General features: G+C 71.7%; 33 protein-coding genes and 1 pseudogene. 33 read left to right on the top strand and 1 reads right to left on the bottom strand.

From position 1 onward, the window contains the following. Positions 1–13: 13 nt before the first annotated feature. The 31 genes from AB0P35_RS12850 to AB0P35_RS12700 all read left to right on the top strand — a co-directional run bounded on the left by AB0P35_RS12850 (position 14) and on the right by AB0P35_RS12700 (position 21,979). Positions 14–3,454, top strand: coding sequence for a hypothetical protein (locus tag AB0P35_RS12850; RefSeq protein WP_363509947.1), 3,441 nt, complete (start codon positions 14–16; stop codon positions 3,452–3,454). 17 nt (positions 3,455–3,471) lie between these two features. Then, positions 3,472–4,167, top strand: coding sequence for a hypothetical protein (locus AB0P35_RS12845; RefSeq protein WP_363509945.1), 696 nt, complete (start codon positions 3,472–3,474; stop codon positions 4,165–4,167). Next, positions 4,164–4,340 carry a hypothetical protein gene (locus AB0P35_RS12840; protein WP_363509943.1) on the top strand — a complete coding sequence of 59 codons (177 nt, stop codon included), beginning with the start codon at positions 4,164–4,166 and terminating at the stop codon, positions 4,338–4,340. Before AB0P35_RS12845 ends, AB0P35_RS12840 begins: the two co-directional genes overlap by 4 nt. 11 nt (positions 4,341–4,351) lie before the next feature. Continuing rightward, positions 4,352–4,570, top strand: coding sequence for a hypothetical protein (locus tag AB0P35_RS12835; protein WP_363509941.1), 219 nt, complete (start codon positions 4,352–4,354; stop codon positions 4,568–4,570). A gap of 28 nt (positions 4,571–4,598) precedes the next feature. After that, positions 4,599–4,841: a hypothetical protein gene (locus tag AB0P35_RS12830; RefSeq protein WP_363509939.1), complete on the top strand. Its 243-nt coding sequence runs from the start codon at positions 4,599–4,601 to the stop codon at positions 4,839–4,841. 137 nt (positions 4,842–4,978) lie between these two features. Next, the gene (locus AB0P35_RS12825; RefSeq protein ID WP_363509937.1) at positions 4,979–5,290 is read left to right on the top strand and encodes a hypothetical protein; all 312 of its coding nucleotides are present in this window, start codon (positions 4,979–4,981) and stop codon (positions 5,288–5,290) included. Positions 5,291–5,593: 303 nt separating this feature from the next. Beyond that, positions 5,594–6,853, top strand: a complete 1,260-nt coding sequence (locus AB0P35_RS12820) for a recombinase RecT (protein WP_363509935.1) — start codon at positions 5,594–5,596, stop codon at positions 6,851–6,853. Positions 6,854–6,927: 74 nt separating this feature from the next. Then, positions 6,928–8,193, top strand: coding sequence for a hypothetical protein (locus AB0P35_RS12815; protein WP_363509933.1), 1,266 nt, complete (start codon positions 6,928–6,930; stop codon positions 8,191–8,193). Positions 8,194–8,344: 151 nt separating this feature from the next. Next, positions 8,345–8,617 (top strand): hypothetical protein, encoded by a 273-nt coding sequence (locus AB0P35_RS12810; protein WP_363509931.1) that lies wholly within the window; start codon positions 8,345–8,347, stop codon positions 8,615–8,617. A 69-nt stretch (positions 8,618–8,686) separates the two neighbouring features. Continuing rightward, the gene (locus AB0P35_RS12805) at positions 8,687–9,538 is read left to right on the top strand and encodes a hypothetical protein (protein WP_363509929.1); all 852 of its coding nucleotides are present in this window, start codon (positions 8,687–8,689) and stop codon (positions 9,536–9,538) included. Continuing rightward, on the top strand, positions 9,535–10,440 hold the full coding sequence (locus AB0P35_RS12800; RefSeq protein WP_363509927.1) for a hypothetical protein: 906 nt from the start codon (positions 9,535–9,537) through the stop codon (positions 10,438–10,440). Before AB0P35_RS12805 ends, AB0P35_RS12800 begins: the two co-directional genes overlap by 4 nt. Then, entirely contained in the window at positions 10,437–11,369 is a 933-nt protein-coding gene (locus AB0P35_RS12795) for a hypothetical protein (protein ID WP_363509925.1), read from the top strand. The genes AB0P35_RS12800 and AB0P35_RS12795 overlap by 4 nt, the downstream gene beginning before the upstream one ends. Beyond that, positions 11,366–11,737: a hypothetical protein gene (locus AB0P35_RS12790; protein WP_363509923.1), complete on the top strand. Its 372-nt coding sequence runs from the start codon at positions 11,366–11,368 to the stop codon at positions 11,735–11,737. Before AB0P35_RS12795 ends, AB0P35_RS12790 begins: the two co-directional genes overlap by 4 nt. After that, positions 11,734–12,234 (top strand): 6-carboxytetrahydropterin synthase, encoded by a 501-nt coding sequence (locus tag AB0P35_RS12785; protein ID WP_363509921.1) that lies wholly within the window; start codon positions 11,734–11,736, stop codon positions 12,232–12,234. Before AB0P35_RS12790 ends, AB0P35_RS12785 begins: the two co-directional genes overlap by 4 nt. Then, the gene (locus tag AB0P35_RS12780) at positions 12,231–12,962 is read left to right on the top strand and encodes a 7-carboxy-7-deazaguanine synthase QueE (RefSeq protein WP_363509919.1); all 732 of its coding nucleotides are present in this window, start codon (positions 12,231–12,233) and stop codon (positions 12,960–12,962) included. The genes AB0P35_RS12785 and AB0P35_RS12780 overlap by 4 nt, the downstream gene beginning before the upstream one ends. Beyond that, the gene (folE, locus tag AB0P35_RS12775) at positions 12,959–13,555 is read left to right on the top strand and encodes a GTP cyclohydrolase I (protein ID WP_363509917.1); all 597 of its coding nucleotides are present in this window, start codon (positions 12,959–12,961) and stop codon (positions 13,553–13,555) included. The genes AB0P35_RS12780 and folE overlap by 4 nt, the downstream gene beginning before the upstream one ends. Before the next feature lie 103 nt (positions 13,556–13,658). After that, the gene (locus tag AB0P35_RS12770) at positions 13,659–14,123 is read left to right on the top strand and encodes a hypothetical protein (RefSeq protein WP_363509915.1); all 465 of its coding nucleotides are present in this window, start codon (positions 13,659–13,661) and stop codon (positions 14,121–14,123) included. A gap of 85 nt (positions 14,124–14,208) precedes the next feature. Further along, positions 14,209–14,394, top strand: coding sequence for a hypothetical protein (locus AB0P35_RS12765; RefSeq protein ID WP_363509913.1), 186 nt, complete (start codon positions 14,209–14,211; stop codon positions 14,392–14,394). A 139-nt stretch (positions 14,395–14,533) separates the two neighbouring features. Continuing rightward, positions 14,534–15,118, top strand: a complete 585-nt coding sequence (locus AB0P35_RS12760) for a hypothetical protein (RefSeq protein WP_363509911.1) — start codon at positions 14,534–14,536, stop codon at positions 15,116–15,118. Between the two features lie 104 nt (positions 15,119–15,222). Beyond that, positions 15,223–16,290 carry a hypothetical protein gene (locus AB0P35_RS12755; protein ID WP_363509909.1) on the top strand — a complete coding sequence of 356 codons (1,068 nt, stop codon included), beginning with the start codon at positions 15,223–15,225 and terminating at the stop codon, positions 16,288–16,290. Between the two features lie 208 nt (positions 16,291–16,498). Next, positions 16,499–17,041: a hypothetical protein gene (locus tag AB0P35_RS12750; protein WP_363509907.1), complete on the top strand. Its 543-nt coding sequence runs from the start codon at positions 16,499–16,501 to the stop codon at positions 17,039–17,041. 126 nt (positions 17,042–17,167) lie between these two features. Further along, positions 17,168–17,767, top strand: coding sequence for a peptidoglycan recognition family protein (locus AB0P35_RS12745; protein ID WP_363509905.1), 600 nt, complete (start codon positions 17,168–17,170; stop codon positions 17,765–17,767). Then, positions 17,764–18,102 carry a LysM peptidoglycan-binding domain-containing protein gene (locus AB0P35_RS12740; protein ID WP_363509903.1) on the top strand — a complete coding sequence of 113 codons (339 nt, stop codon included), beginning with the start codon at positions 17,764–17,766 and terminating at the stop codon, positions 18,100–18,102. Before AB0P35_RS12745 ends, AB0P35_RS12740 begins: the two co-directional genes overlap by 4 nt. Before the next feature lie 159 nt (positions 18,103–18,261). Continuing rightward, the gene (locus AB0P35_RS12735) at positions 18,262–18,861 is read left to right on the top strand and encodes a hypothetical protein (protein WP_363509901.1); all 600 of its coding nucleotides are present in this window, start codon (positions 18,262–18,264) and stop codon (positions 18,859–18,861) included. A 67-nt stretch (positions 18,862–18,928) separates the two neighbouring features. Further along, on the top strand, positions 18,929–19,165 hold the full coding sequence (locus tag AB0P35_RS12730) for a hypothetical protein (RefSeq protein WP_363509899.1): 237 nt from the start codon (positions 18,929–18,931) through the stop codon (positions 19,163–19,165). A 97-nt stretch (positions 19,166–19,262) separates the two neighbouring features. Next, positions 19,263–19,616: an HU family DNA-binding protein gene (locus AB0P35_RS12725; protein ID WP_363509897.1), complete on the top strand. Its 354-nt coding sequence runs from the start codon at positions 19,263–19,265 to the stop codon at positions 19,614–19,616. After that, positions 19,613–20,080, top strand: a complete 468-nt coding sequence (locus tag AB0P35_RS12720) for a hypothetical protein (protein WP_363509895.1) — start codon at positions 19,613–19,615, stop codon at positions 20,078–20,080. Before AB0P35_RS12725 ends, AB0P35_RS12720 begins: the two co-directional genes overlap by 4 nt. Positions 20,081–20,158: 78 nt before the next feature. Further along, positions 20,159–20,506 (top strand): hypothetical protein, encoded by a 348-nt coding sequence (locus AB0P35_RS12715; protein ID WP_363509893.1) that lies wholly within the window; start codon positions 20,159–20,161, stop codon positions 20,504–20,506. 109 nt (positions 20,507–20,615) lie between these two features. Then, positions 20,616–21,203, top strand: a complete 588-nt coding sequence (locus tag AB0P35_RS12710) for a hypothetical protein (protein WP_363509891.1) — start codon at positions 20,616–20,618, stop codon at positions 21,201–21,203. Positions 21,204–21,206: 3 nt separating this feature from the next. Continuing rightward, positions 21,207–21,566, top strand: coding sequence for a single-stranded DNA-binding protein (locus tag AB0P35_RS12705; protein WP_363509889.1), 360 nt, complete (start codon positions 21,207–21,209; stop codon positions 21,564–21,566). A gap of 101 nt (positions 21,567–21,667) precedes the next feature. Continuing rightward, entirely contained in the window at positions 21,668–21,979 is a 312-nt protein-coding gene (locus AB0P35_RS12700) for a hypothetical protein (protein ID WP_363509887.1), read from the top strand. A gap of 34 nt (positions 21,980–22,013) precedes the next feature. Here AB0P35_RS12700 and AB0P35_RS12695 read toward each other — a convergent pair whose 3' ends face one another. Continuing rightward, positions 22,014–22,292, bottom strand: a complete 279-nt coding sequence (locus AB0P35_RS12695; protein ID WP_363510094.1) for a DUF6087 family protein — start codon at positions 22,290–22,292, stop codon at positions 22,014–22,016. Between the two features lie 341 nt (positions 22,293–22,633). Here AB0P35_RS12695 and AB0P35_RS12690 point away from each other — a divergent pair, with 341 nt between their 5' ends. Both AB0P35_RS12690 and AB0P35_RS12685 read left to right on the top strand, forming a co-directional pair. Beyond that, complete coding sequence (locus AB0P35_RS12690; RefSeq protein ID WP_363509885.1) at positions 22,634–23,671, top strand: DUF932 domain-containing protein; 1,038 nt, start codon at positions 22,634–22,636, stop codon at positions 23,669–23,671. Between the two features lie 485 nt (positions 23,672–24,156). Next, a pseudogene (locus tag AB0P35_RS12685) lies at positions 24,157–24,308 on the top strand (transposase); the annotation flags it as partial. Positions 24,309–24,515: the final 207 nt, after the last annotated feature.

Genomic DNA, 24,515 nt, shown 5'->3' with positions numbered 1-24,515 from the left:
CGGAGCAACCACCGTGGCCATCCACCTGCGCGTCTACAGTCCGAGCGGGCCCCTGCTCGGGCTGCTGCCCTACCCGAGCGACCTGAAGGTCCAGTCCGAGCACAACGGGCCCGGCGCCCTCACCTTCTCCTACGCCCGCAACGCCCCCAGCGCCGCGTTGCTGGCCGGCGACGACCCGCGGATCGCGCTCGTCATCGACGGCACCGAACGGCCGGAGCGGTACCTCCTCGAGGACGACGGCGACGACCCGGCCGACGGAGGCGGCGAGGCCCGGCCCGTCCAGGTCGGCTGCCGAGGATCCCTCGCCCTGCTGGAGCGTGCCCTGATCTACCCCGCCGGGCACACCCCTGGCGCGCCGGTCATCGGCCTCGACCCGCACTTCCCGTTCGTCAACGCCAGCCCCGGCGCGATCCTCGCCACCCTGCTGCAGCGCGCCCAAGCCCGCGGAGCGCTCCCCGAGGTCACCTGGGACTTCACCTCCGCCACCGACAGCGCCGGGCGGCCCTGGCCCACCACCTACACAGCCCAGTACGACGCCGGCGGCGACCTGCTCAAGACCGTGCAGGCCATCACCGGCGCCGGCTGGGCCGACGTCCGGATGGAGGGCTACCGGCTGCGCGCCTACGTGCCCGACACCGTCTGCGCCACCGACCACCCCGCCATCGTGCTCTACCTAGGCCGGGACGTCCTCAAGGGCCCCCGGCAGCGTTCCCGCCGCACCGTCCGCTCCCACCTCCTGGCCGCCGGCGACGGAGGCGCCCTGGCCGAGGTCGTCGACGCCACCGCCGCCGCCCGCTTCGGCCGCCGCGAGGCGTTCGACGGGCGCGGCGGCATCACCGACGCCGCCACCCTCGCCGAGCTGGCCCGCGTCACCCTCGGCGGCATGACCTCGGCCGCCGAGGGCTTCACCATCGAACTCGACCCGGCCGCCACCCAGCACCGCCCAGGGATCGACTACCAGCCCGGCGACTACATCCGCTACGACCAGCGGCGCACCGACCCGGCCACGCTGGAGCCCCTGCGGGTGCGGACCATCGCCACCACCTACGACGAGGGCGGCCAGCCGACCAGCTCCCTCGAGCTGAACGACGTCTTCGTGGAGCAGCGCATCCGCATCCAGCGCCGCCTGGACGCGCTCACCAACGGCGCCGCCTCCGCCTCCCGCACCCCGCTGCCGCCGCTCGGCGACCGCAACGACACGGTGGCGCCCAAGGCGCCGGCCGCGGTGCTGGTCGGCTCGTGGGCCTACCTGGACTCCGAGGGCCAGCAGCAGGCGGCCCTGGCCGTGTCCTGGCCGAAGGTCACCGACAACGCCGACGGCACCGTGTACGACGACGCCGGGAACTACTTCGTCTCGTACCTGCTGCCCGGCCTGCCCATCGGCGGCCAGGCCCCGCAGTGGTCGCCCGAGCAGGCTGTGAACGGCACCGTCGCGCACTACGACCAGCTGCCCGCCGGCCAGCGTGTCCAGGCCCGCGTGCGCACCGTCGACGCCTCCGGGAACTCCTCCGGCTGGCAGCTGTCCGAGGAGCTCATCCTCGCCACCGACACCACACCGCCGCCCATCCCGTCCAAGCCCGTCCTCGCCCGGCTGATCGGCGGCATCCGCGCCACCTGGGACGGGCGCGGCGCCCAGGGCGAGACGATGCCCGCCGACTTCGCGGCCCTCGAGGTCCACGCCTCCACCGCCGCCGGCTTCACCCCCACCGCCGCGACCGTGGTCGACCGGCTGACCGGCGCGGCCGCCGCACCAGTCACCGGCCTGAACTACGGCACCACCTACTACCTCAAGTTCCGGGCCGTAGACAGGGCAGGCAACGCCTCCGCCCCGTCCGCCGAAGTCTCCGCGATCCCGGACATGGTGATCGGCTCCGACCTCGCCGACAAGATCCTCACCGCAGGCAAGTGGGCGGACGTCGAGCGCGCCAGCCTCCAGACCTCCTTCTTCACCGGTTTCGCCTCCGACGACCCGCGGTGGGTGAAGACCTCCGGCGACGCCGACGCCACGTGGAGCACTGCCGCCAGGCCGGACGCCCCAACCGGCGCCCGCGCCCTCGTCGCCTCCAAGGTGCTGCGCCTGGAGTGGTCCGAGAACCTGCTCCTCGACCCGGCAGTCCTGTACCGCATGTCCGTGCGCGTGCGGCAGACCGCCGGCACCGCCTGCAAGATCACCGCCGGCCTCACGGGGATCGCCGCCGACGGCCTCACCCGGATCAACACCGCCGGCACCAATGCGGTCGACCTGCCGTTCACCGTTGCCGCCAATGCCACGGCCCTCGCGCCCGGAGGCGGCTGGGTCACGCTCACCGGGTTCCTCAAGGGCTACGGCCCCGCTGCAGGACCGTTCTGGACCACCCAGCCCGACCCGCAGAAGCCCGCCAGCCTCCACCCCAACGTGCGGTACGTCCGCCCCCACCTGCTGCTCAACGTGGACGGCGGCGCCGCCTCGGTCACCGAGATCGACATGCTCGCGCTGGAGGCCCTGGAGTTCCCGGCCAACATCATCGGGGCCGTGCAGATCGCCGACGCCACGATCGTCGGCGCGAAGATCGCCCTCGCCACGATCCAGGACGCGAACATCGGCACCGTCTCGGCCAGCAAGCTGACGGTCGGACAGCTCAAGGCCGACGTCACGGTCTCCGCCCGCATCAAGACGGCCGAGAGCGGCGCGAGGGTGGAACTGAACTCCGGAGGCATCGGAGCCTGGAACGCCGACGGCGTCCAGACGGTCGCGATCGCAGCGGCCAACGGCTCTGTGAAGATCGTGGGCGGGCTGTCGAGCGGCGTCGCCGGCCAGCGGATCGAGATCAACCCCGGCGGCGGCCTGCCGGAGATCCGCTTCTTTCCGACCAACGGCAGCAACTACGCCTTCATCAACGCCATCGGCGGCAACAACGGAGCCGCCTACATCGGCCTGAACTCCGGCACCTTCCCCGCCAACGGGCAGACAGCGGCCTACCGCCTCTACCTCACCGAGTACGTCTCCGCGCTGGAGACCATCCGCACGGACAACCAGATGCCCTGGGGCGGAGCAGTGCGGATGAACGCCACCGAAGGGGCGGCGCTGACCTACCTCATGGAGGACAAGGTGCACAGCTACGTCACCGCCCAGAGCTGGGGGCCCACCTTCGGCCGGCGCAACGATGACGGCTCCAGCAGCGAGATCTGGCTCGACAACGCCGCCCTCCAGTACAAGGGCACCTGGCCGAACTACTGGTACGCCGAGCCCGATCGAGGGCTGTTCACTGGCACCGTGCAGCAGAACAACTGGGCCGCCGTGTCACTCGGCTTCGGTCCGACCATGAACTCGGACATGGTGCCGATCGTGACCTTCCGGGACTCGCGGGCCCTCCGCAAGTGGCAGGTCACCGCGTCCTCTCGCACCGGCTTCACCGTCGGTCTCGAATCCACCAGCCCAGACGGAAGCGTGGGCTTCTGGGCATTCCGCATCTGAGACAGGAAGTGACCCACATGCCCGAGCAGTACCGAGTCGTAGACGCGAGCGTCGTCCGGGTCGGGCCCACCGAGTGCTGGCAGGTGCGCCAGCAGCGGCCCGATGGTGGGCACCACGTCACCGTTTTCCCGACCTCCTCGCTGGAGTGGCGGGCCGCCGAGTACGACATCGACCACACGACCGCCGCCGGCATCAACCAGATCCTCGACATCCTTCTGCACGAGCCATTCGTCCCGGACCCCATCGAGCACCGCGAGCGTGATCCTGCCGCCGCCAAGGGCTTCACAGCCCCCTCCACCCAGGCTCTGCACGGTCTGCAGGTCGGTGAGGAAGCGCCGATCACCCTGCACAACGCCCCCGACCGGGCAACCGCCCGCGCCGCTCACCTCGAGCGCATCGCTCACACCAAGCGGACCCGTATCCACGTTGTTCCGTCCACCCCGACTGCGACCAAGCGCACCGCGTCCTCGCCGGCCCGGGACCCGCTGGACCTGATCCGGGCCAACCACGGCATCACCACCGCGGGCGTCGCCGCCAAGACTGCCCTCGTCGAGCAGGCACGCCAGCAGCTCGGCGCCACCCAGGCCCCTGTCCCGGCCGAGGCCTCCACGCCTCCGACCTTCCCGGCGACCTTCACCACCCCGATGTGGGACTCTGCCGTGCCCCGGCGCGATGACGCCCACCGGCGCGACAGCGGAGACGACACGGCATGAACGAGCGGCCCACTCCAGACCAACTCGACCACCTGCTCGGAACAGCAGACCGCCGCCGGCTCACCCCAGCCGAGGCCGCCCTGCTACGCGCCGGCGTCCGGCACCTGCGGGAGCAGTGCGCCCGGCCCGCCCAAGAGCCCCAAGCCACCGACTCACCCCGCCAGGCCCAATGATCGGAGACACCATGCAGCCCGCCACCCCGCCCGTCGCTGTCGAAGCGGACAAGTACATCTCCCGCCTTGGCGCTCAGATGGCCGAGGCCTGGGGCCAGACGCAGGCGGAACTTGCGCTCGCCCGGGAGGAGAACGCCGCGCGGGCCCTCCGCGAGAGCGAGCAGGCGCAGCGAATCGCCGAACTCGAGGCCACCATCGCCGAGCTCCAGGCCGCCTCGACGCGACCCTAACGGCCTCCCCGTCCTACCGTCCCCCGCTGTGGAACGGCCCCCGGACGGCCAGCAGGAACCGGCTGGCCGACGACCCCGACGGAGGACCAGATGGCGCGAGATCACCGGGCTGAGGACGATACGGGACCTGGTCCTGTTCGTCCTCGGCATGGCCGTGATCGTCCGGGAGGTGTGGACACCTCCGGCGGACCCCAGCGTGATCGTCACCGGCCTGACCCTGGCCGGCCTGCCCGCCGCGCTGTCAAGAGACGAACGGCCACCCCGGGAGTAGTCACACCGGCCAGCATCCTGGCCCGCTACCGGTTCACCAGCCGCTACCTGGCCGGCGCAGCCCTCGCCCTGGTCGCCACCTGGCCTCTATGACCGCCAAATCCGACCCGCACACCACCAGCACCGGGAGAGACAACAGTGAACGACCTCCTCAACGACACCGAGGCGTGGGGCCTGCTGCTCGGCGCCATCACCCCCTGGGTCACCGCCCTCATCCAGCAGCCGCACTGGACCAAGCCGGTGCGCGCCGTGGTCGGCGCCGTGGCCTCCGCCGTCGTCGGCATCGTCACCGTGCTGGCCCGCGGCGACATCGCGCATGCCCAGACCGCACTGACCACCGTGGCCCTGGCCGTCGTGGCGTCCAAGACGTTCTACGACGGCCTGTGGCAGCACGCCGGGGCCGGCGCACTGGAGCGGGCGACCGCCCCGGACCGCCGTTCCGGTTGGTGATCAGCCTTCGGCTGGCGCCGGCCGTACCCTAGAGTGAAGATGTGACCGCCGGGCCGACCGGCCTCGTGCTCTGGCAACCAACCCTTCGGGGCTGTCTCCTATCAGGGGAGCGCGAGAATCCGGGCGGGATTCGCACCCCGCTGGCCCGGCGGCCACTCTTCCTAATCTCCAGTCTCCGCAGCCGATTTGGCCACGTGGTGAGGTGTTCCCACGGGCGTCCCGGAGCGGGAGGGTAGACGCAGGCAGCCACACCGGGGCCTGCGAACCCCGGTGCCGCCACGGAGATAAGGAAGGCACCTCACGGTGACAACTACTCAGCAGGACAAGCCTGCTGCCGTCCGGCAGGATGCGCCGGCCGCGCCCGAGCCCATCACACCGCTCAACGACAACCGCGTCGAGATGGCTATCCAGAACGCCGACCAGGTCCTGGAGATCACCGCTGAGCAGCGGTTCTGGACCAAGGCGCAGCGATCGGCCCTCGCCTCGATCGGACTCGCGAACGCACCTACCCACGAGCAGGTCGCGTTCTTCCACATCTGCAAGAGCACGGGCCTGGACCCGTTCCGCCGCGAGATCTACTACATCGGGCGCACGCGCAAGGTGTACAACAAGCCCGACGAGCTGATCTACACCGCCCAGACCGGCATCGACGGGTTCCGGCACATAGGCCAGCGCACCAAGCGCTTCATCCGCCGCCAGGGCCCGTTCTGGACCGGCCCCGAAGACGACCCGAAGTGGTGGGTCGCGGGCGAGGACGGCATCAACCGTCGCCGGTGGGTCGACGTCTGGCTCGGCGAAGAGCACCCGGCCGCCGCCATGTGCCGCATCGAGCACTACAGCATCGCGGGCGACCGGACGATCTCTCAGGCGGTCTCCCTATTCAAGGAGTTCGCCGTCACCAAGGACGAGTGGACCCGCGACCCGCACACCGGCGACGGCACGAGGACCGGCAACAAGATCCTCTCCGGGCTGTGGCCGGGGATGGGCACCCACATGATCGGCAAGGTGGCCGAGGCCCAGGCGTGGCGTGTCGCGTTCCCCCGCGAGCTGACCGGCATCTACGAGCACGACGAGATGGGCCGAGCGGACGCCGAGCAGCGAGAGCTTGCCCGCGAAGAAGGCGCAGCGCGCCGACGCGCTGCCCGCTCGGAGGCGGCCCAGCCCGGCCCGGTGGTCATCCGAGGCACCGTCGTGGAGAGCGCGACAGAGGACCACGACCCCGGCGCCGACCCGGACAGCGATCAGCCGAGTCAGTCGCAAGACGACACCGCCGGGCCGCCGACACTCGAAGAGCTTCGCGCAGAAGTGCGCGCCTACGCGGCCGCCCTCGGCAGGAACGTCACCCAGATCACCCGGCGCTGGCGCGAATCCAACGGCAAGAACACCACCGAAGCCACACCCGAAGAACTGAGCCAGCTCCTCGACGGGCTTCGAGACCACGCCGTCGCCGCACTTCGCGAATACAACGAGGCCGCCGCCCAGTACCTCGCCGACGGCGGCATGCTCGTTCGCCAGAACCCCGACCACCGCGCATGGGGTCGCCGCGCCACCGATCGGGCCTGAGCGCCACCACCTACCCGCAGGCCGACCAGTCGCCCTCGCGCGGCTGGCCGGCCTGCCCACCTTCGGGAATCACCTTGGACCCCTCGCTCATCCAGCGTGCCCGCGAACTCGCGGCCGCTGCCACCACCATCGGCCCCCGCATGCTGCCCTGCCGCTGCGGCGCCCCCCGCCACGTCCACCGGGGCAGGAAGCGCTCCGGCGGCCACGCCCCTACAGGATGCGGAAGGTACCGCCGCGATCCGGCGGACGTCCTGCGGGAGCGTGCTGAGGCCGGAACCGGGCGCAGCCTCGGACAGGACCTCGCTGAGTACGACCGCACGCGCCGGCGTAGCCGCCGCGCCCCCCGGCCGAAAGGGCACTGGTCGATCGGGGCCTCCGACACCACGTCCTGCCGCAGGGCCATCTGGTACCGGGAGAACCCGCCCCCCGGCTACACCCCGGCTCCCACCGACCGGCGCGCGGCGACCGCCGGGACCCTCATCCACGACTCGGTTGCCGCACGGCGCCGCGCGCTCTACCCGTGGCGGCTGTACGAGCAGCGCGTCACCCTGCCGGGACTCGACCGGCCAAGCCGCTACGACGAGTACGACCCGATCACCGGAATCCTGTACGACTTCAAGACCGCCGGGGACTGGCAGTGGTCCCAGGTCGGCGCGAATGGCCCGGCCGAGGAGGTCTGGGACCAAGCGCAGCTGTACGCCCTCGCCCTGGCCTTGGCAGGCGAGTCGGTCCGCGAGGTGCGGATCATCTACTTCGAGCGCAAGAGCGGCGCGGACGAGGAGTTCGCGAGGCCCTACGACGAGAACGCGGCCAGGCGGGCGCTGGCCCGGCTGACCGCCATCGCCACGGCCCTCGACCTCGGCACCGAGCTGCCCCGCGACCGGTCCGGCCCGAGCAACGACCCGATCTGCCGACGGTACTGCCCAGCCCGCATTCACTGCTGGAACATGGCCGGCGCGGAGAAGGCGGGCCGGTCCCCGGAGTCCTACACGCTCATCGCCGACAAAACCGACATTGAGTGGGCGTTGGCGGAGTACGACCGGCACCGGGCCGCGAAGTCCGACGCCGAGAAGCAGCAGTCCATCGCCAAGACCCTGCTGGAGGGCGTCCCCTACGACACCTACGGCGAGTACGAGTACGTCCGGACGGGCGGGCGCCTCAAGGACCCGGAGCCGGACGTGACGGCCCGCGTGCGGCAGCTGGAGGCGTTCTGGGACACCCCGCCCGGTGAGCGGCCGTCCCTCGCCGAGCTGGACTACCCGACGAAGCGGGTTCAGACCGGCGGCCGCGACGAGGTGCGGCGCGTCCGGGCCGCGAGGCGCGGCAGCAAGAGCGCGTAAGGCCGCCAAACGCGGCACGCGTCGTATGCGGCGCGCTGCACGGCCGTGGCGGGCTTTGGCCGCACTTCCAATACCAGGCTCGCCGCGACCTCGCCGATAGATCTTCTTAACGTCCATGTTCATCAAGAGAGTTGAAGGGATCTGTATCGCCATGACCAGCCCTGGATCTTCGGCTGACTCGTCCGCCTCCCCCTGGTTCGCCTCCCGTCCTGCCCTGCCGGTCGGGCTGCCCGCCGCACAGGTCGTTGTCCCGGTCGCGGCGCCCGTGGCAACGATCGGCGGTGCGCGCGACGCCGGCACTCCGATCTACGACTCGCTCGTGGCGGCCTATGGCGACCCGTTCAGCCGCCAGGGCCCCACCCGGGCCCGGCTCATCCGCAGCGAGCAGAGCACCCACCTCCCGAACCGTGCCGAGGAGAACTGAACCCTCACCGGCCATTGGGCAGTTCGGTCGACGCGACCTAACGGGGGAGGCCGCCTAGGTTCCCCGCTCATGGTTGCCCCCCGCTACATCGACTACATGCCGCTGGACGACATCCAGCCCGCCGCGCGCAACCCGAAAGGGCACGACGACGGCGGGCTGGATCTGTCCGTCGAGCAGTTCGACTTCACCGAGCCCGGTCTCATGGACGAGCGCACCGGGCGCCTGGTGGCCGGCCACGGCCGCTACGAGACCCTGGCGCGCCGTCGTGACGCCGGGAAGGACGCGCCCGAAGGCGTGGTCGTCACCGAGGACGGTGGCTGGACGGTCCCGGTGGTTCGGGGCTGGGCCTCGCGCGACGACGCGCACGCCGAGGCCTACCTCATCGCCTCCAACCACCTGACCACGCGAGGCGGATGGGATGAAGCCGGCCTGGCGGACATGCTGTCGAGCCTGGAGGCGGTGGACACCGACCTGTTCGCCGCCACCGGATTCGACCACGGTCAGCTCGATGCTCTCCTCGCCGACCTCGACTCCGGCGGAGCCGCCGGCGCGGGCACGGACGGGGACACCGAGGAGACGGGCGACGAGCCGGACCAGCCCACCCGTGGTGACCTGCTCGCTCTGGCTGGCGTGACCGTCGGCGAACCGGAGCACCAGGTCGAGAAGGGCCAGGTCTGGGAGCTGGGAGACCACCGCCTTGTGGTCGCCGAGGTCTTCGACGGATGGCCGCGCTGGTCGCCGCTGCTCATCGACGACAGCCTGTTCCTTCCCTACCCCACCCCGCTCGCCCCGTTCGCCGACCGCGCGATGGGCCGCCGGCTGGTCATGGTCCAGCCGGAGCGCTACCTGGCGGGCCATCTCCTCGACAAGTGGGCGCGGATCAGCGGGCAGGAGCCCGTGCTCGTGGAAGACGAGTCGTGACGACGGTCCTGCCGACCGCCGGGGGAACGTTCGACCCGAACGAGCGGCCGATCTACTTCACCGCCGGCGGAGGGGAGTACAACGCCGGCCCGTACGTCCTGACCGCGGTCAACGAGCTGATGGGCGACGCCGAGGAGCAGCGGCTGCGCAACCTCCTGGACGCCGGGAACCGTGTGCTCCTCGACAGCGGGATCTTCTGGCTGACCAACCGGCACCGGCGCGCGCACGGGGTGTCGATGGACGAGGCCCTGGCGCTGCCGCCCGAGAGCATCGACGGCTTCGAGGAACTGCGCGACCGGTACGTCTACCTGGCTCGGACCTACGGGGACTGGCTGTGGGGGTACATCGAGCTGGACCAGGGCGGCCTCGTGCACAAGCGCGCGCAGCGCGCCGCGCTCCAGGACATGGGCCTGTCCCCGATTCCGGTCTACCACCCGCTGGTGGACGGCTGGGACTACTTCGATGAGCTCGCGTCCCAGCACGACCGGATCTGTGTCGGCAACGTCGTCCAGGCATCGGCCCCGGTCAGGCTGCGCATCCTGCACACCTTGTGGGAGCGGCGACGCAGTTATCCACACCTGTGGATTCACACGCTCGGCCTGACCGCCAACGAGTGGTGCCTGCCTCTCGCGCCGGACTCCTGCGACTCCTCCTCCTGGCTCGCCCCGCTGCGCTGGAACCACCAGCGCATCGAGACCGCCCTGCTGCGCCGCGTCGGCAACCTGCCCGCCGGCTTCCGGTACGCGCCCGGCGACACCGCCTCCTACGAGGCCGCCGCGCGCATCTGCGCGGACGCCGCCACCGCGCTCGGCCGCTGCTGGCACCACGCGGCGCACCGCCTCGAGGAGCTGACCGGCAGCCCGACCCCCGCCCGCCTCGACCGAGAAGAGACGCTCCGATGAGCCCCCGCACCCGTCGCCCCGCCATCCGGCAGACCGGTGGCGGCGCCTTCGACAAGGACGAGCGGCACATCTACTTCGCCGCAGGCGACTCCGAGCACTACCCCCGCCACGTGCTGCTCGCCACCAACGACCTGCTGACCGCCGGCCACGAACGGCGCCTCGTGGCCCTCCTGGATGCCGGCCATCAGGTCCTGCTGGACAGCGGCATCTTCTGGCTCACCAACCGGCACAAGCGGGCCCACCCCGGCGTGACGATGGACGAGGCGCTGCGCCTGGCTCCCGAGGAGATCGACGGCTTCGAGGAGTTGTACACCCGCTACGTCGAGCTGGTGCAGCGCCACGGGGACCGTCTGTGGGGCTACATCGAGCTGGACCAGGGCGGCCGGGACAACAAGATCCGCACCCGCGCCCGGCTGGAGGGCGAAGGGCTCGCCCCGATCCCGGTCTACCACCCGCTGGTGGACGGCTGGGACTACTTCGACGAGCTGGCGCAGCATTACGACCGGATCTGCTTCGGCAACGTCGTCCAGGCGCCCACCCCGGTGCGGCTGAGGCTCCTGCACACCTTGTGGGAGCGGCACCGCCAGTACCCCGACCTGTGGGTGCACGTGCTCGGCCTGACGGTCAACGAGTGGTGCCTGGCCGTGCCCCCGGACTCCTGCGACTCCTCCACCTGGCTCGGCCCTCTGCGCTGGCCCGACGTCCGCGTCGATTCCGCCCTGCTGCGCAAGGTCGGAGTCATCGACCGCGGGTTCAGCTACGACCTCGACCAGCCGGCGCACCCGACACGAGGCCGCACGGCCTGCTGCCTCATGTGCGCGCAGACCGTCGAGGCCACCACCACCGTGTGGACCCTCTCGCGGACCACCAGGGAGCGGCTGCTCGGCCAGCAGTCCTACCCGCCCATCACTGACAAGGAGACACCATGATCACGACCCCCGGCGTGGCGACCGCGACCGTGTGGGCGGAGGTCCGGCTGCCGGGCTTCCACCACTGGCCGGCCGCTCCGGAGCACCGCGCCTACCTGCGCGCCCGGCACCGCCACCTGTTCCACATCCGCGCCAGCGTCCACGTCGGCCATGACGACCGCGACACCGAGTTCCACGACCTCGCAGACTACATCCGCGCCTGGTGGGGGCCCGGCGATCGCGAGTGCGGCCCCGCCTCGTGCGAGGCCCTGGCCCGCACCCTCGCCGAGCACCTGGCCGCGATGGGCCTGCGCCTGGACGAGGTGGCCGTCTCCGAGGACGGAGAGGCCGGCGCCGTCATCCGTCTGCCGAAGGAGGACAAGGCATGAGCGACAACAGCGCCCTCACCGTGCGCCACGCCGTCACCGTGCGGCACAACTTCGAGACCGCCCACAGGCTCCCGCACCTCGCAGGGAAGTGCGAGAACCTGCACGGTCACAGCTGGTGGGCCGAGATCACCGTCACCTCGCCCAACCTCGCGGCAGGCACCGTCGTGGAGTTCGGAGGGTTCAAGCGGGCCCTGCGCGAGTGGATCGACACGTTCCTCGACCACGGTGCCATGCTCGGCCACGCCGACCCGCTCGCGCCCATCCTCGCCGGGCACGGCAGCAAGCTGTTCCGGTTCGGGGCGGACGACCCGACCGAGCAGGAGCGGCACGCCGCCGACCTCGGCTGGCCGAGCGTCGAAGCCGTCGCCGAGCTCCTGAGCCGGGTCGCCACCGACGCCCTGCACACCCTGCCCAGGGCCGCCGGCGCGGTCGTCTCCCACGTGCGCGTGTCCGAGACCGCGGTCAACGCCGCCTCGTGGACGGCGGCGCAGCAGTGAGCGCACTCGTTCTGCCGGCCAGCCTGCCCGTGGTGGAGAAGTTCGGCCCCACCGTGCAGGGAGAAGGCCCGTCCGCCGGGCGGCTCGCCCTCTTCCTGCGGCTCGGCGGCTGCAACCTCCGCTGCACCTGGTGCGACACCCCGTACTCGTGGGACGCCAAGCGCTTCGACCTACGCAAGGAGATCACCCGCGTCCCGGTCGTCGACCTCGCCGAGTGGGCCGCCGCGCACCCGCACGCCCTCGTCGTCATCACCGGCGGAGAGACCCTGCTGCACCAGAAGACCGACGGCTGGCGGTCGTGGATGGCGGTGCTGCGCCACACCACTCGCCGGGTCGAGGTCGAGACGAACGGCACCCTCGTGCCCCAGCCAGTCACCCTCGGCGTACCGCGGCTGACCTTCAACGTCAGCCCGAAGCTGGCCAACGCCGGCGACGACGAGGACCGGCGGATCGTCCCCGAGGCCCTGGCAGCGTTCGCGGAGCTGTCCCACCGCGACCGGGCCCGCTTCAAGTTCGTCGCCACCGGCCCGGACGACCTCGAGGAGATCGCCGCCCTGGTCGAGCGCTTCCACATCCCCCCGCACGCCGTGTGGGTGATGCCGGAAGGAACCACCGCCGAGCGCACCATCGACGTGGCGCGCTCCCTGGCCGAGCACGTGATCGGCCAGAACTGGAATCTGTCGATGCGGCAGCACGTGCTGCTGTGGCCTGGAGAGCGCAACCGATGACCACCACCCTTCCCGACGGCATCGACCTGGCCGCCGCCACCGATCACGCCGCCGGCCTGCTCGCCGCCCTCGGCATCCCGTGCGACAGCGAGTCCACTACCGACACGCCCCGCCGCATGGCGAAGGCCCTCGCCGAGCTGACCAGCGGCGTCCACCTCGACCCGGCCCGGCACCTGAAGGTGACCTTCCCGCCCGAGGACGAGCGGCCCGGCATCATCGCCGCCGTCCACGTGCCGTTCGTGGCACTGTGCGAGCACCACGTCCTGCCGTTCCCCGGACGCGCGACGGTGGCCTACCTGCCCAAGCCCGGCGCCCAGATCGTGGGCCTGTCGAAGCTGGCCCGCCTCGCCCAGGAGTACGCCGCCCGTCCGCAGGTGCAAGAGCGCCTCGGCCGACAGGTGGTGGAAGCCCTCGACGCCCACCTCGACGTCCAGGGCGCGGCGTGCCTGATCCGCTCCCAGCACGCCTGCATGACCCTGCGCGGCGCCCGGGCGCACGACGCGGCGATGGTCACCACCCACCTCACCGGGGTGTTGGACACCGACCTGGCCCGTCACGCTGAGGTTCTCGCCCTGATGCCTTCACCGTCCTGACAGAGCGCGGCAGTTGTGCCCAAGGCGCGCTGTGTCGGTGGAGGATGGCAGAGCCAGGTCGGGACCGCGAATCCCGGCCGCCTACCGGTCAAGGAGACCAACGATGTTGCTGACTGTCCCCCTTGAGGTGCCCGCAGGCGTCCTGCGGGTCTCGGCCCTCCGAGCCAGGCTGCTGGAGATGCCGGCCGACGCCCTGGTCGTCGCCGAGCGCGCCACCGACGACGGGTCCGGCTGGGCCGTCGTCGGCTGGCCGGTCCAGGCCCATGTCCGCGACGAGAGTGGCCGCCGGGTCTGCGTGGTTGGCCTGCCGCAGGTGAACACCGTCGAGGACGCCATGAGCGCTTCCATGCTGTGGGGGCGGCTCGTGGGCCTGCCGGACGACGCCCTGGTGGTCACGGTGTGGGAGACCGAGGACGGCCCCCGGCAGACCACCCTCGGCTGGCCGGTGGAGGACCTGACGATGGACGAGAGCGGCAACCCGGCGGCCGTGGTCACTCTGCCCCCGCTGGCCAGCGGCGCGACCGGCTACGCGTACGACGAGTTCGTCTACACCCTCGGCTGGGAGTAGAAGCCCTGCAGCTGCGCCCGGTGCCCCGACGGGGCACCGGGCGCAGCCCTGCCCGGACTACCCCGACCCCAGCGAAGAGGAAGCCATGAACGCCGAACCGTCCCCGGCCGTCGACCCTGGCGGCTGCGCCCACTGCGGACTCCCCGAGCGCGGGCATGCCCGCCAGTGGACCGAGCAGGCAGGCTGGCACGCCTGGGTGCACCCCAGCCCCGAGCAGACCCACAGGCGGCTCCGGGAGCGTCGGGCCGCCCGCTCGGACGCTCCCGCCTGACAGCCGCCGGACGTCTGCCCCGGGGTGTGTGCCGGGGCGGACGTCGGAGCGCCCTTGACCTGCTGTTCGACATACCGTCCCCACTGTGGATACCCCTCGTCCTGGCCGCCGTGGCCGCCGCCCAGCCCTCGAACCGGAGGTGGAGAAGAGGCTGCTGGACGCGGTGCGCGCCGGCGTGCCGGTGAGCGATGCGGCGCCGATGGCCGGCGTGCATGCCAGCACGGTGTACCGGTGGCTGGAACGGGGGGAGCAGGAGCAGCAGCGCGTCGAGGCCGGCCAGCGGGCGAGGGCAGGGGAGCGGCAGTTTCGCGAGTTTCGCGACAGGTTCATGCGCGCGCGTAGCGAGGGCAAAGCGCAGCTGGTGCTGCTGGTGCGGAAGGCGGCGCAGGGCGGGCATGTGCTGAGGGAGCGGACCCGCATGGTGCGTGACCCGGAGACGGGCCAGCAGGTGGTGCAGACGGAGCGGGACTTCGCGCAGCCGGACTGGCGGGCGGCGCAGTTTCTTCTGGCGTGCCTCGCGCCGGAGTCGTTCGGCCGCGCGGCGCAGGCCCGGATCGAGGTTGCGTCCGCGAGGGGTGGGGAGCTGCCGGCGCCGGGCGGGGTGGGCGAGGGCATCGACCGGCTGGCGGCCCGCCTGGCTCAGATCCGCGAGGAGTTCGCGGCCGAGCTGGAGGAGGACGCGCAGGTCGTCGACGCCGAGCTCATCGAGGGCCCAGAGTCCTGATCGACCAAGTCTCCTGCCATCTAAGGCTGTTGTCCGCCTTTGCCCCGGCTGGTGAGTGTGGGTGCAGTCGGGCCGCAGGAGCCCGGGGGGATAGGAGCAACCGCATGGCCAGCAAGGACGTCGAGTTGGGGCGCCAGGCCGCCGAGGTCGCTGATCGGGTGGTGAGCGAGATGCGGTCGGCGGACAGCGTGCTGCGAGCGGCCGGCCTCGGCGACCTGCCGGACCACGCGATCAACGGAGGGATGCTGCTGAGCGCCCTCCCGCAGGACGTACTGAGCCTGGCCCAGGTCCGGCAGATGACGACGCTCGGTGCGACTTGGCGCCTGTGGTCCCGCGCGAAGAACGTCTACGCGATGCACCCCGATATGGTGTCGGAGCTGTGGTCGTACAGGGTCGGACAGCTGCCCGGGGAGCTGTTCCGCAACCTGCACCACCCGAACCCGGCCGCGATCTTCGCGCAGCCGCCCACCATCACGCTGACCGGAGGCGGGCAGGGCCGCCTGCTCGCGATCTTCTTCTGCGGCCGGTTGAGCGGCGATCGGCTCCTGTGCCTGACCTCCGACGGTCGGATGGGGGAGATCGCCGTGATCGCGATCGCCGAGCCGCTCGCGGAGGACGGCACGCCGCTGCCGCCCCCAGCAGGCGCGCGCCTCGCGCCGCTCGAGTACATCCACTGCACGATCCCGGTCGGGACCGGCGCGCGGTTCACCACCGGGGATCTCGCAGGCCGCCTCGCCCGTAAGGCCGGCCTCGATGAGCCGACGGACGGCCACCTCGACGTCATCACCCGCGTTCTGCAGATCGCCGTGTACCTGTGTTCCTCGAAGGCGGACATCACGCTCCCGGCTGCTCCTCGCAGCAAGGCCGCCAAACGCGGCAGGCAGCGCAAGAAGCGGGAGCCCTTCCTTCGGGTCGGCTGGCGGCTGGGCCCGATGCTCAAGGCCGCACGGGTGCGTGCCCAGGAGGCCCGGCGCAGCGGCAGCCACGCGGCCGTCGGGGGATCCGGCAGGAGGCAGTACCCACACCAGCGGGGCGGGCACCAGAAGACCGTGTGGAAGGGCCCGGGCCGGGCCATCGCGGACTCGGTCCTGGTGGCCCCGTACTGGGTTTCTCAGGACCTTCTGGACAGCGGCGGGGCGGCCCCGGACGGCATCGTGCGACCGGTGCGCTGAGCCTGTTGTCCCTGCCCGGCGGCGGTGGGGAAGGTGGCGCGGGCCCACCCGCGCCGGGCTCTTGCCCGGACCTCCCGCATGTGGGCCCGGCGCTCCACAGGTCCGGAGCGGGTTCGCACTGGCCAGGACCGTCGGACAGGGGACGCCGGCGCGGGTGAGGCCCACCAGTTGCCAGCCCCCATGCGACGGGGGCGCCTTGGAGGAGACCATGTCGAAGCCCACCATGCCCGAGCTGCCGCCGGGCCTTGCCGCCCGCCCGATCGACCAGCGGCGCGGCCTGCCGATTCCCGCCGTCAACGAGCGGTCCGACGGTACCGCCGACTTCCTGTCGATCAACGGCCGGACCGCGATCAAGCTGGCCCTCGCAGGCCGATGCTCGCTGTGCACACGCCCGATGTCGGGACTCGCCGCGTTCCTCGGCGGGCCCAAGTCGGCACAGACGGGCGGCTACTCCGACCCGCCGATGCACGAGGAGTGCGCGGAAGCCGCCCTGCGCCTGTGCCCGCACATCGCCCGCCAGCACGCCCGGCGCGCCACCGAGCGCCGAATCCCCGAGGGAACCGCGGTGCCCGAGGGGTTCTCCGAGGCCAAGCCCCGGGAGTGGGTGATGGTCCTGGCCAGCACCTTCGGCGCCGGGCTGATGCCCGCCGAGGGCGGCGGCCTGGTGCCAGTCTTCCTGCTCGCCGACTACGAGCGGACGCGCCGATTCGTCTACGAGGACGGCGTGTTGGTCGAGAAGACCGATAGCTGACGGCGCGACCTTAACGATGGCCCCGGCATAGCTTCCCCGGCACACCAACCACCCCACCTGGGAGGACACCGTGCCGACCAACCAGAAGAGCGACCGCCGGGCCGCCTGCGGGCGGGAGGCGGGCCGATGAAGCTCGTCTCCCGCTCCGAGTGGGGCGCAGCCGCCCCCACCGGCTCCTACACCCGGATCAGCTCCACCCGGGGCGTCAAGATCCACTACGAGGGCTCCCCGGTGCCCGACGCCCTACTGGGCGACCACGGCCGGTGCGCCGGCCACGTCCGCGCGATCCAGGCCTCGCACATGGCGAACACCTCGGAGGGCTGGATCGACATCGCGTACTCGTTCGTCGTGTGCCCGCACGGCTACGTGCACGAGGGGCGCGGCCTCGGTCACCGGAACGGGGCGAACGGCAACCCGACGCTCAACGCGGGCCACTACGCGGTGTGCGCCATGGTCGGCACCTCCGGTATCACCTCGCCGACCGACGAGATGCTCGACGGCCTGGTCGACGCCATCGACTACTGCCGCAGCGAGGGGGGGCGCCGGCAGCGAAGTCCGGGGCCACCGGGACGGGTACGCCACCGACTGCCCCGGCGACGACCTGTACGCGTGGGTTCAGCAGGGCGCGCCCAGGCCCGCAGCCCTCCGGCGACAGCGCCGGCGTCTACACGGTGCAGCCGGGCGACACCCTCAGCGCCCTCGCCGGCCGCTTCGAGACCAGCGTGACGCAGCTTGTCACGCTCAACGGCATCTCCGACCCCGACCTGATCCAGGTGGGGCAGCAGTTCCAGATCCCCGCCCCGCCGTTCCCGGGCCGCGACTACTTCGTCCTGGGAGTGCACAGCCCCTACGCCAAGCAGCTGCAGACCTGGCTCCAGACCGGCGACTGGGGGCCGGCGTACCGCGTCGGGCCGAGCGAGGACATGGAGCCGCTGGACCTGGAGAAGGTGGCCGCGCTCCAGGAGCACTACATCGACGATCTCGGGCCGGCTGACGGGCTGACGGGGCCCGTGACGTGGCTGTACGCCTTCCAGACCGCTCACGGCCTGCGCGCCCGGTAGGTCTCCAACTTGCCTGTGGGGTGGGCGCTTTGAGTGCCCACCCCGCACCTAAAGTTACCGAGGTATGGTTATTTGACTCAGGTCTGTTATGTGCGAGGCTGGTCCTGCCAGCCGGGGAAACGCGAAGCCCCGGCCCAACGCACAAGGAGTCACAGCCCCATGACCGACACCCCCGCCACCGAGGCCAACGCTCAGAGCGAGACCGGCACCCGCCCGGCCGCCAAGCGCCTCGACAAGCGGACCGTGGTCGCCCTCGGCCTCGCCGCCGCCGGGTTCGTCGCCGGTTCCGTCGTGATGGGCCGCCCGGCCGCCACCCCGGCCCCGAGCGCCCAGCCCGTCCCGACCAACCTCGTCCCGACCCTGACGGCCGCCCCGGCCCAGCTCAACACCGAGGCCCCCACCCTCCCGGCCCTGCCGACCCAGGTCCCGGCGCCCCCGGCCCTCGCCCCGGCCGCCCCGGCCCTGCCGGTGGCGCCCGCCGTCCCGGCCCCGGGCCTCACCCCCGCCCCGGTCCTCGTCACCCAGGCGGCCGAGCAGCCCGCCCCCGTCCCGACCGTCACCGTGACGGTCACCCACGTCCAGACCGCCCCCACGGGGGCGCCCGCCCCGACCGGCGCGTCCACGATCTGCGCGCCTGCCCCCTCGCCCACCGCGACCGTGAACCCGGCCCCGGCGCAGAGCCCGTCGGCAACCTCCAACCCCTCGCCCGTCCCGACCAGCGTCCCGCCTGTGGTGCCCAGTCGTCCGACTGGCCACTGACCGGAACCTGACCGGCCCCGCCCCGTGCGGGGCCGGTCAGGCCCCCAACCCAGGAAGGAATCCCGCCATGCGCAGCCCCGCTCTGTTTGTCGGCTCTCTCCTCGCCGGACTGGTGCTCGGCACCATCAGCGGCGCCGCCGTGGCGCGCACCGCCGACACCCCCAGCCAGCCGCCCGCCATCCCGGCATTCCAGCCCGCCCAGCCCGGCTGCGCCACGCCGCCCGGCCCGGCCAAGCCGGTCGTCACCCCGACTCTGCCCGCGCCCAGCCCGGCCCCGGCGCCCGCGCCGCAGCTCGCCGTGTAGCGGCCCCTATGCCCCGGGCCGGGCGCCGTGACGACCCCCCGGTGCCCGGCCCGGCACCAACCCCGACCCCGCCCCTAGCCAGGACAGGAACCCCTTCATGAACGTCAACAAGAACGCCCTCATTGACCGCGTCGCTCCTCAGCTCGGGAGCCGGCGCGCCGCTGCCGATGCCGTCGAGGTCGTACTCGACGCCATCGCCCGGACCCTCGCCGAGGGGGGCTCGGTCTCCGTCACCGGCTTCGGCGTCTTCGAGCCCGCTGAGCGCGCCAGCCGCCTCGCCCGCAATCCCCAGACCGGCGACAGGGTCACGATCCCCGCGCGTCGCGTGCCCCGCTTCCGTCCCCACCAGCGCCTCAAGGACCTCACGGATGGCCGGCGGGCGCTCCCGGAGGCCGGCAGCTCGATCCGCAAGGACCCCAAGGGCACCCACACGGCGCGGGACGCAGCGTGAACCTCGCAGACCGCCTGGCCGCCCTGTTCGAGCAGTTCCACCCGGCGCCGCCCACCCCGTACGTGCTGCGCCGCGACGTGGACGTGTCCGGGGTTTCGGGCACCGGAACAGTCGCCGAGGGCTGCTTCTTCTCGACCGCCGCGGGCTCCGCTGCAGTCACCCGCTGGCGGGGGGAGTGGGGCTCGACCGTCGCGTGGGATCGCGCGAAGGGCGTCGAGGCGATCCACGGGCATGGCGGGGCGACCCGCGTAGTCGAGGTGCCGGTGCCGGCCATGGTGGTGGCCCTGACCTCGATCGTGTCCCTCGGTGCGCAGCGTGGGGAGGACGCGTGGTCGGCCGGCTGGAACGAGGCGCTGAGGACCATCAGTGGACTCGTCGAAGCCACGCTCGGCGCGCACCTGCCGGCCGGTCCCGAGGATGGTGGGCCAGTCGAGCCTCATCAGAACGGTCTCTGGTCTACATAGTTGACCTGAGTCTGTTATCGATGGAGGCTGGTACTGCCAGCCGGGGCCAGCGAACCCCGGCCCAACCAAGGAGCCAACATGCCGCGCGTCAACCACGGAGACGCCCTCACCAAGATCCGCCCGCTCGTCGGCGGCGCCGTCTCGGGCATCAGGCAAGTGTGCCGGGTCGGGGACGTCATCCTCGTCGCCTCCCTGGCGGAGGCCATTCGCGACGAGTGGTACGACGGCATCACCGTCCGGGTGCTCTCCCACCGCGCTGGAGAGCTGGACGTCAACCACTTCCGGTTCGCTGACCACGGAACCCTGCCGCACCACGACGGGGGCGTGCTCACCGCCTACAACGCGCACCTCCTGGACGAGCTCGGGGCGCTGGAGCCCCAGGGTCTGCGGGACGCCATCGGCCGGTACATCGCCAGCATCTGCTGACAGGCCGCCGGGGCCCGCCGCAGCGCACTGCGGCGGGCCCCGGCGCGCCACACCGGGCCGGAACCTCCCGGCCCGCTCCACAGCCAGCAGCCTCACAGGGGGACACGACATGGCAGGCTTCCCGGTCCGCTACCACGGCAGCATCACCGAGCTTCACGGACTCACCTTCACCGCCACCGTCCACGACTGCGACGACGACCACGGCCAGGACATCGAAGGCCGCGACGAGGGATGCCACACCCTCGTGGACGAGGCCGGCGAGTCCATCACCCACGTTCGCCGCAGCAGCATCACCCCGATAGCGCCCGACGGCGACGACCTTCACCGGGCCGCCCGAGACGGCGACTGGATCCACCTGCCCGGCCTCGGTGAGGTGCGATTCGCCTACCAGGAGTCCGGCCCCACCCGCCGGACCCTGCGGATCCACTACTACGTCTGCTCCGGCCGCCGCTGGAGCATCTCCGCGCGCCTTGTCTCCATCTACACGGCCTCCGCCACGCGCACCCACTACACCGCGCCGCAGGAACGGCTCACCTGGCAACTGCGCATGGCACTGGACGAGCTCGCCGAGACCTACGCCCAGCCCCACCTGCGGCGGATCTTCGAGGAACAGGCCGACCTGGTCGAACGCCTCACCCAGCAGCAAGAGCTCAACGCCGCCGCGCTGGCCGGCGGCCTGGCTGGACAGGACAGGTGACCCATGAGCACCCAGATGTGGATCGGCCGCATCAGCAGCAGCCCCGAACTTCACCGCATGCCGGGCAGCCCCGTCCAGAACGTCACGTTCATCCTCGAAGAGCGCCCCGTCCTCGCCGAGCGCGGCAAGCGCCGTGCCGCCGCCGGGCCGCTGCTCCTGCGGTGCGTCGCCTGGCGCGGCCTCGCCCAGCTGATCGCCGACACGTACAGGGCGGGCGACCGCGTGATCGTGATCGGCTCCCTGCGCCAGCGCGCCGGGCGCGCCGCGACCTCGGTCGAGCTCGAGGTGTCCGACATCGGAGCGCTGCTCCACGAGGGCACGCCCTTCCTGCGCGCGCCGGCCATCCCCGGCGAGCCGGACTGAGGGAGGGCGGTGCGGGCGCTCCTCGCACCGCCCTCCGGCCGCCTGATAGACATGACGTCGTACCCCCGTCCGGGAAGCCGGACCATCACGCGAGGAGGATCATGAGCGGCAGGAAGCCGAGCACGAAGCTGGCCGGCGCCGCCAAGGCCCTCCAGGAGGCGGTCAAGGCCCTCGAGGACGCTGGCCTCACCCACGTCGAGATCATGGAGGCCCTGCGCGAGCCTCTGTCCGAGGTCGACGCCACGCTGACCGACATGCGCAGGCTGCGCCGCGAGGCCGTCGTGGCCGCCTACCCGGACCGTACCCGCACCGTCTACGAGCTGTCCGAGGCGTCGGGGCTGGAGTCCGCCCTGATCACCCGCTACGCGAAGGAAGCCGGCCTGGAGCTGCGCAACCGCAAGCGCGGCCAGTAGTACCCCCGCCGTTCCCGGGGCAGCCCGGCCCTCGTCACCGCGGCTTCCTGCGGCGGCCAGTTCCCCGCCCGAGGTTCGGCGCCGGTACGGGCCGGACGACGCCGTCCCCGTCGATTCCGTGCAGTAGGCGCTGCGCCGCCGCGTAGTCGGCGACGACCGTTTCCGGCAGCCACTGCACGCCATCCCACCGCAACACCAGCCGCGGTTCCTCCGGCTGGACGTGCGCGGCACCCTCGCTGCCGTCGAGCCGCACCGCCTTCAAGGCGCCTACGGGACGGCGGGACGCGTCCCGCCGGGCCATCCATGACTCCAGTGGCTCGTCATCCGCCAGCCGGACCCCTTCCTGCAGCGCGCCGGCGTAAAGCGCGCGGGTGCCGGCTCAGTGGCCGGGTGCGGCGCCAGCGGCGCTCCGCGAGGATCCCGCCGAGTGTGTCAGCCGGCGCGCCGTCAGGCCAAACCGATGCGGGCCAGATGCTCTGCGGTGTCCCTGTGCACCGCCTTCCTTTGCTTCCCCGGGATGCCTTCTGCGAGCCGAAGTTGGGTGTGCCCAAGGGCGCGCCCCGGCATCTAGACTTAAGTCAAGAAAGCGAACGAAAGTCCGAAAAGTTGCCAGTTCGGGCCGCGAACCCGGACCACACCACACAGGAGACGCACATGCGCGAGAGCGCCGTCATCACCGGCCGGGCCGACCTCGGGGCCATCGACAACACCACCGGCGAGGCCGCCTTCTACTCTCACCGCCAGCCCGCCTGGCACGGCCTCGGCACGGTGACCGAGGAGGCCAAGACCAGCGAGGAGGTCCTGCACCTCGCCAAGCTGGACTGGCAGGTCGAGAAGCGGGCACTGCACCCCATGCACAAGGGCAAGCTCGGCAAGAAGATCCCCAACCGCTTCGGCACCTTCCGCGACGACACGGGCGATTGGCTCGGCGGCCTGGTCGGCAACACCTGGACCCCCATCCAGAACCGCGAGGCGTTCGCCTTCCTGGACGAGCTGGTCGGCGGCGGCCACGTCACCTATGAGACCGCCGGGGCGCTCGACGGCGGTCGCGTCGTCTTCATGTCCACCAAGTCGCCCAGCATCACCATCGACCCCGAGGGTGCGGCCGACCGCATCGACCTGTACACCCTGTTCGCCAACTCCCACGACGGCCGCTCCGCCGCCGTCGCCGTCGAGACCCCCATCCGGGCGGTGTGCACCAACACCCTGGACCTTGCGATGGGGGAGGCGCAGCGGACCTGGAAGATCCGCCACACGAAGGAGGCGCTGACCGACCTGGAGGAGGCCCGCAAGGCCCTCGGCTTCACCGAGCGGTACGCGGCCGCCTTCGAGGCGGAGGCCACTCAGCTGTTCCAGACCGAGATGACCAACCAGGAGTTCGACAAGCTCATCGCCCAGCTGTGGACGCCCCCGGCCGAGGGCGCTCGCAAGAACCTGGTCGCCGCCCACCAGGAGCGCCGCGACTGCCTGCACTACCTGTTCGCCGAGGCGCCCACCCAGGACAACATCCGGGGCACCCAGTGGGCTGCCCTCCAGGCCGTTGTGGAGCACGACGACTTCTACCGCGCCGTCAAGGTGCCCGAGGCCCTGACCGAGCAGGAGCACCGCAACAACCTGGCCATGACCAGCCTGCTGCACGACCAGAAGAACGACCTCAAGGACACCGCCAAGAGCCTGCTGCTCGCCGCCTGATCGTCCCGGCGGCCGGCGGCGCTCCCCCGGCCGCCACGGCGCCCCCTTCACGTCACGCCGGCCTCGCCGACGACCAGCGCGGCCCTCCGCAGCGAGGAAAGCCATGTCCAGCCACACCCCCAACACCCCCGCCTCGCCGACGACGATGCACGCGCCAGCGCCCTCGTCCAGGACGTCTTCCGCGACTTCGCCGATGAACTGGCCGCCGCCGGCCATGAGGCCATGACGCGGCGCATGCTGCTCCTCCTTGACTCGGCCATGGTCAGCGATGACGCCGCTGGCGCTCTCGCGGACCGGGATGTCGCCTGGTTGCTCCTCGCCGTCCAGCACGGGTTCGTCTTCGATGCAGCGATCCAGTGCTGCGAGGCCTCGGAAAGGGCCCGAGGGGCTGGTCTGTGGAATCGCGGGATTCGCCACTGTGCCGGGCAGGGCAGTACGAGGACCTGGCCGGTGCCCCCGTACGCCGTGCTCTGGCTCTGCTGCTGGACGGCGGCCGCGGGGTCCTCGGCTTGATGGTCGGCGACAGCGAGACCGAGGTGTTGTGGCCCGAGTTCCTAAGGACCCTGCGCGAGCGCGGTTGGCCGGCGTTCGGCTGGTCATCGGCGACGACCACACGGGCCTGGTCAAGGCGATGCGGCCGCGATGCGGTACGGCCGACTCATTGCCGGCCCTCCCGGACGACGCGACTCCGGCTGACCGGGTAGATCTGGCCATCCATTTGTATAGGTTTAGGGAAACATGGGACGTTCATTCCCAGGGAGTCATTCGAAACTTTGTGCGATATTTCAGGGTTGTCGGTGGAGACCTCTAAGCTCTTGCCAGTCGATGGATGTTGGGGTGGGTG

Source organism: Kitasatospora sp. NPDC085879, assembly GCF_040686255.1.
Taxonomy (GTDB): domain Bacteria; phylum Actinomycetota; class Actinomycetes; order Streptomycetales; family Streptomycetaceae; genus Kitasatospora.
Note: the sequence above shows the minus strand (reverse complement) of the source record. Positions and strands in the feature narration are given on the sequence as shown.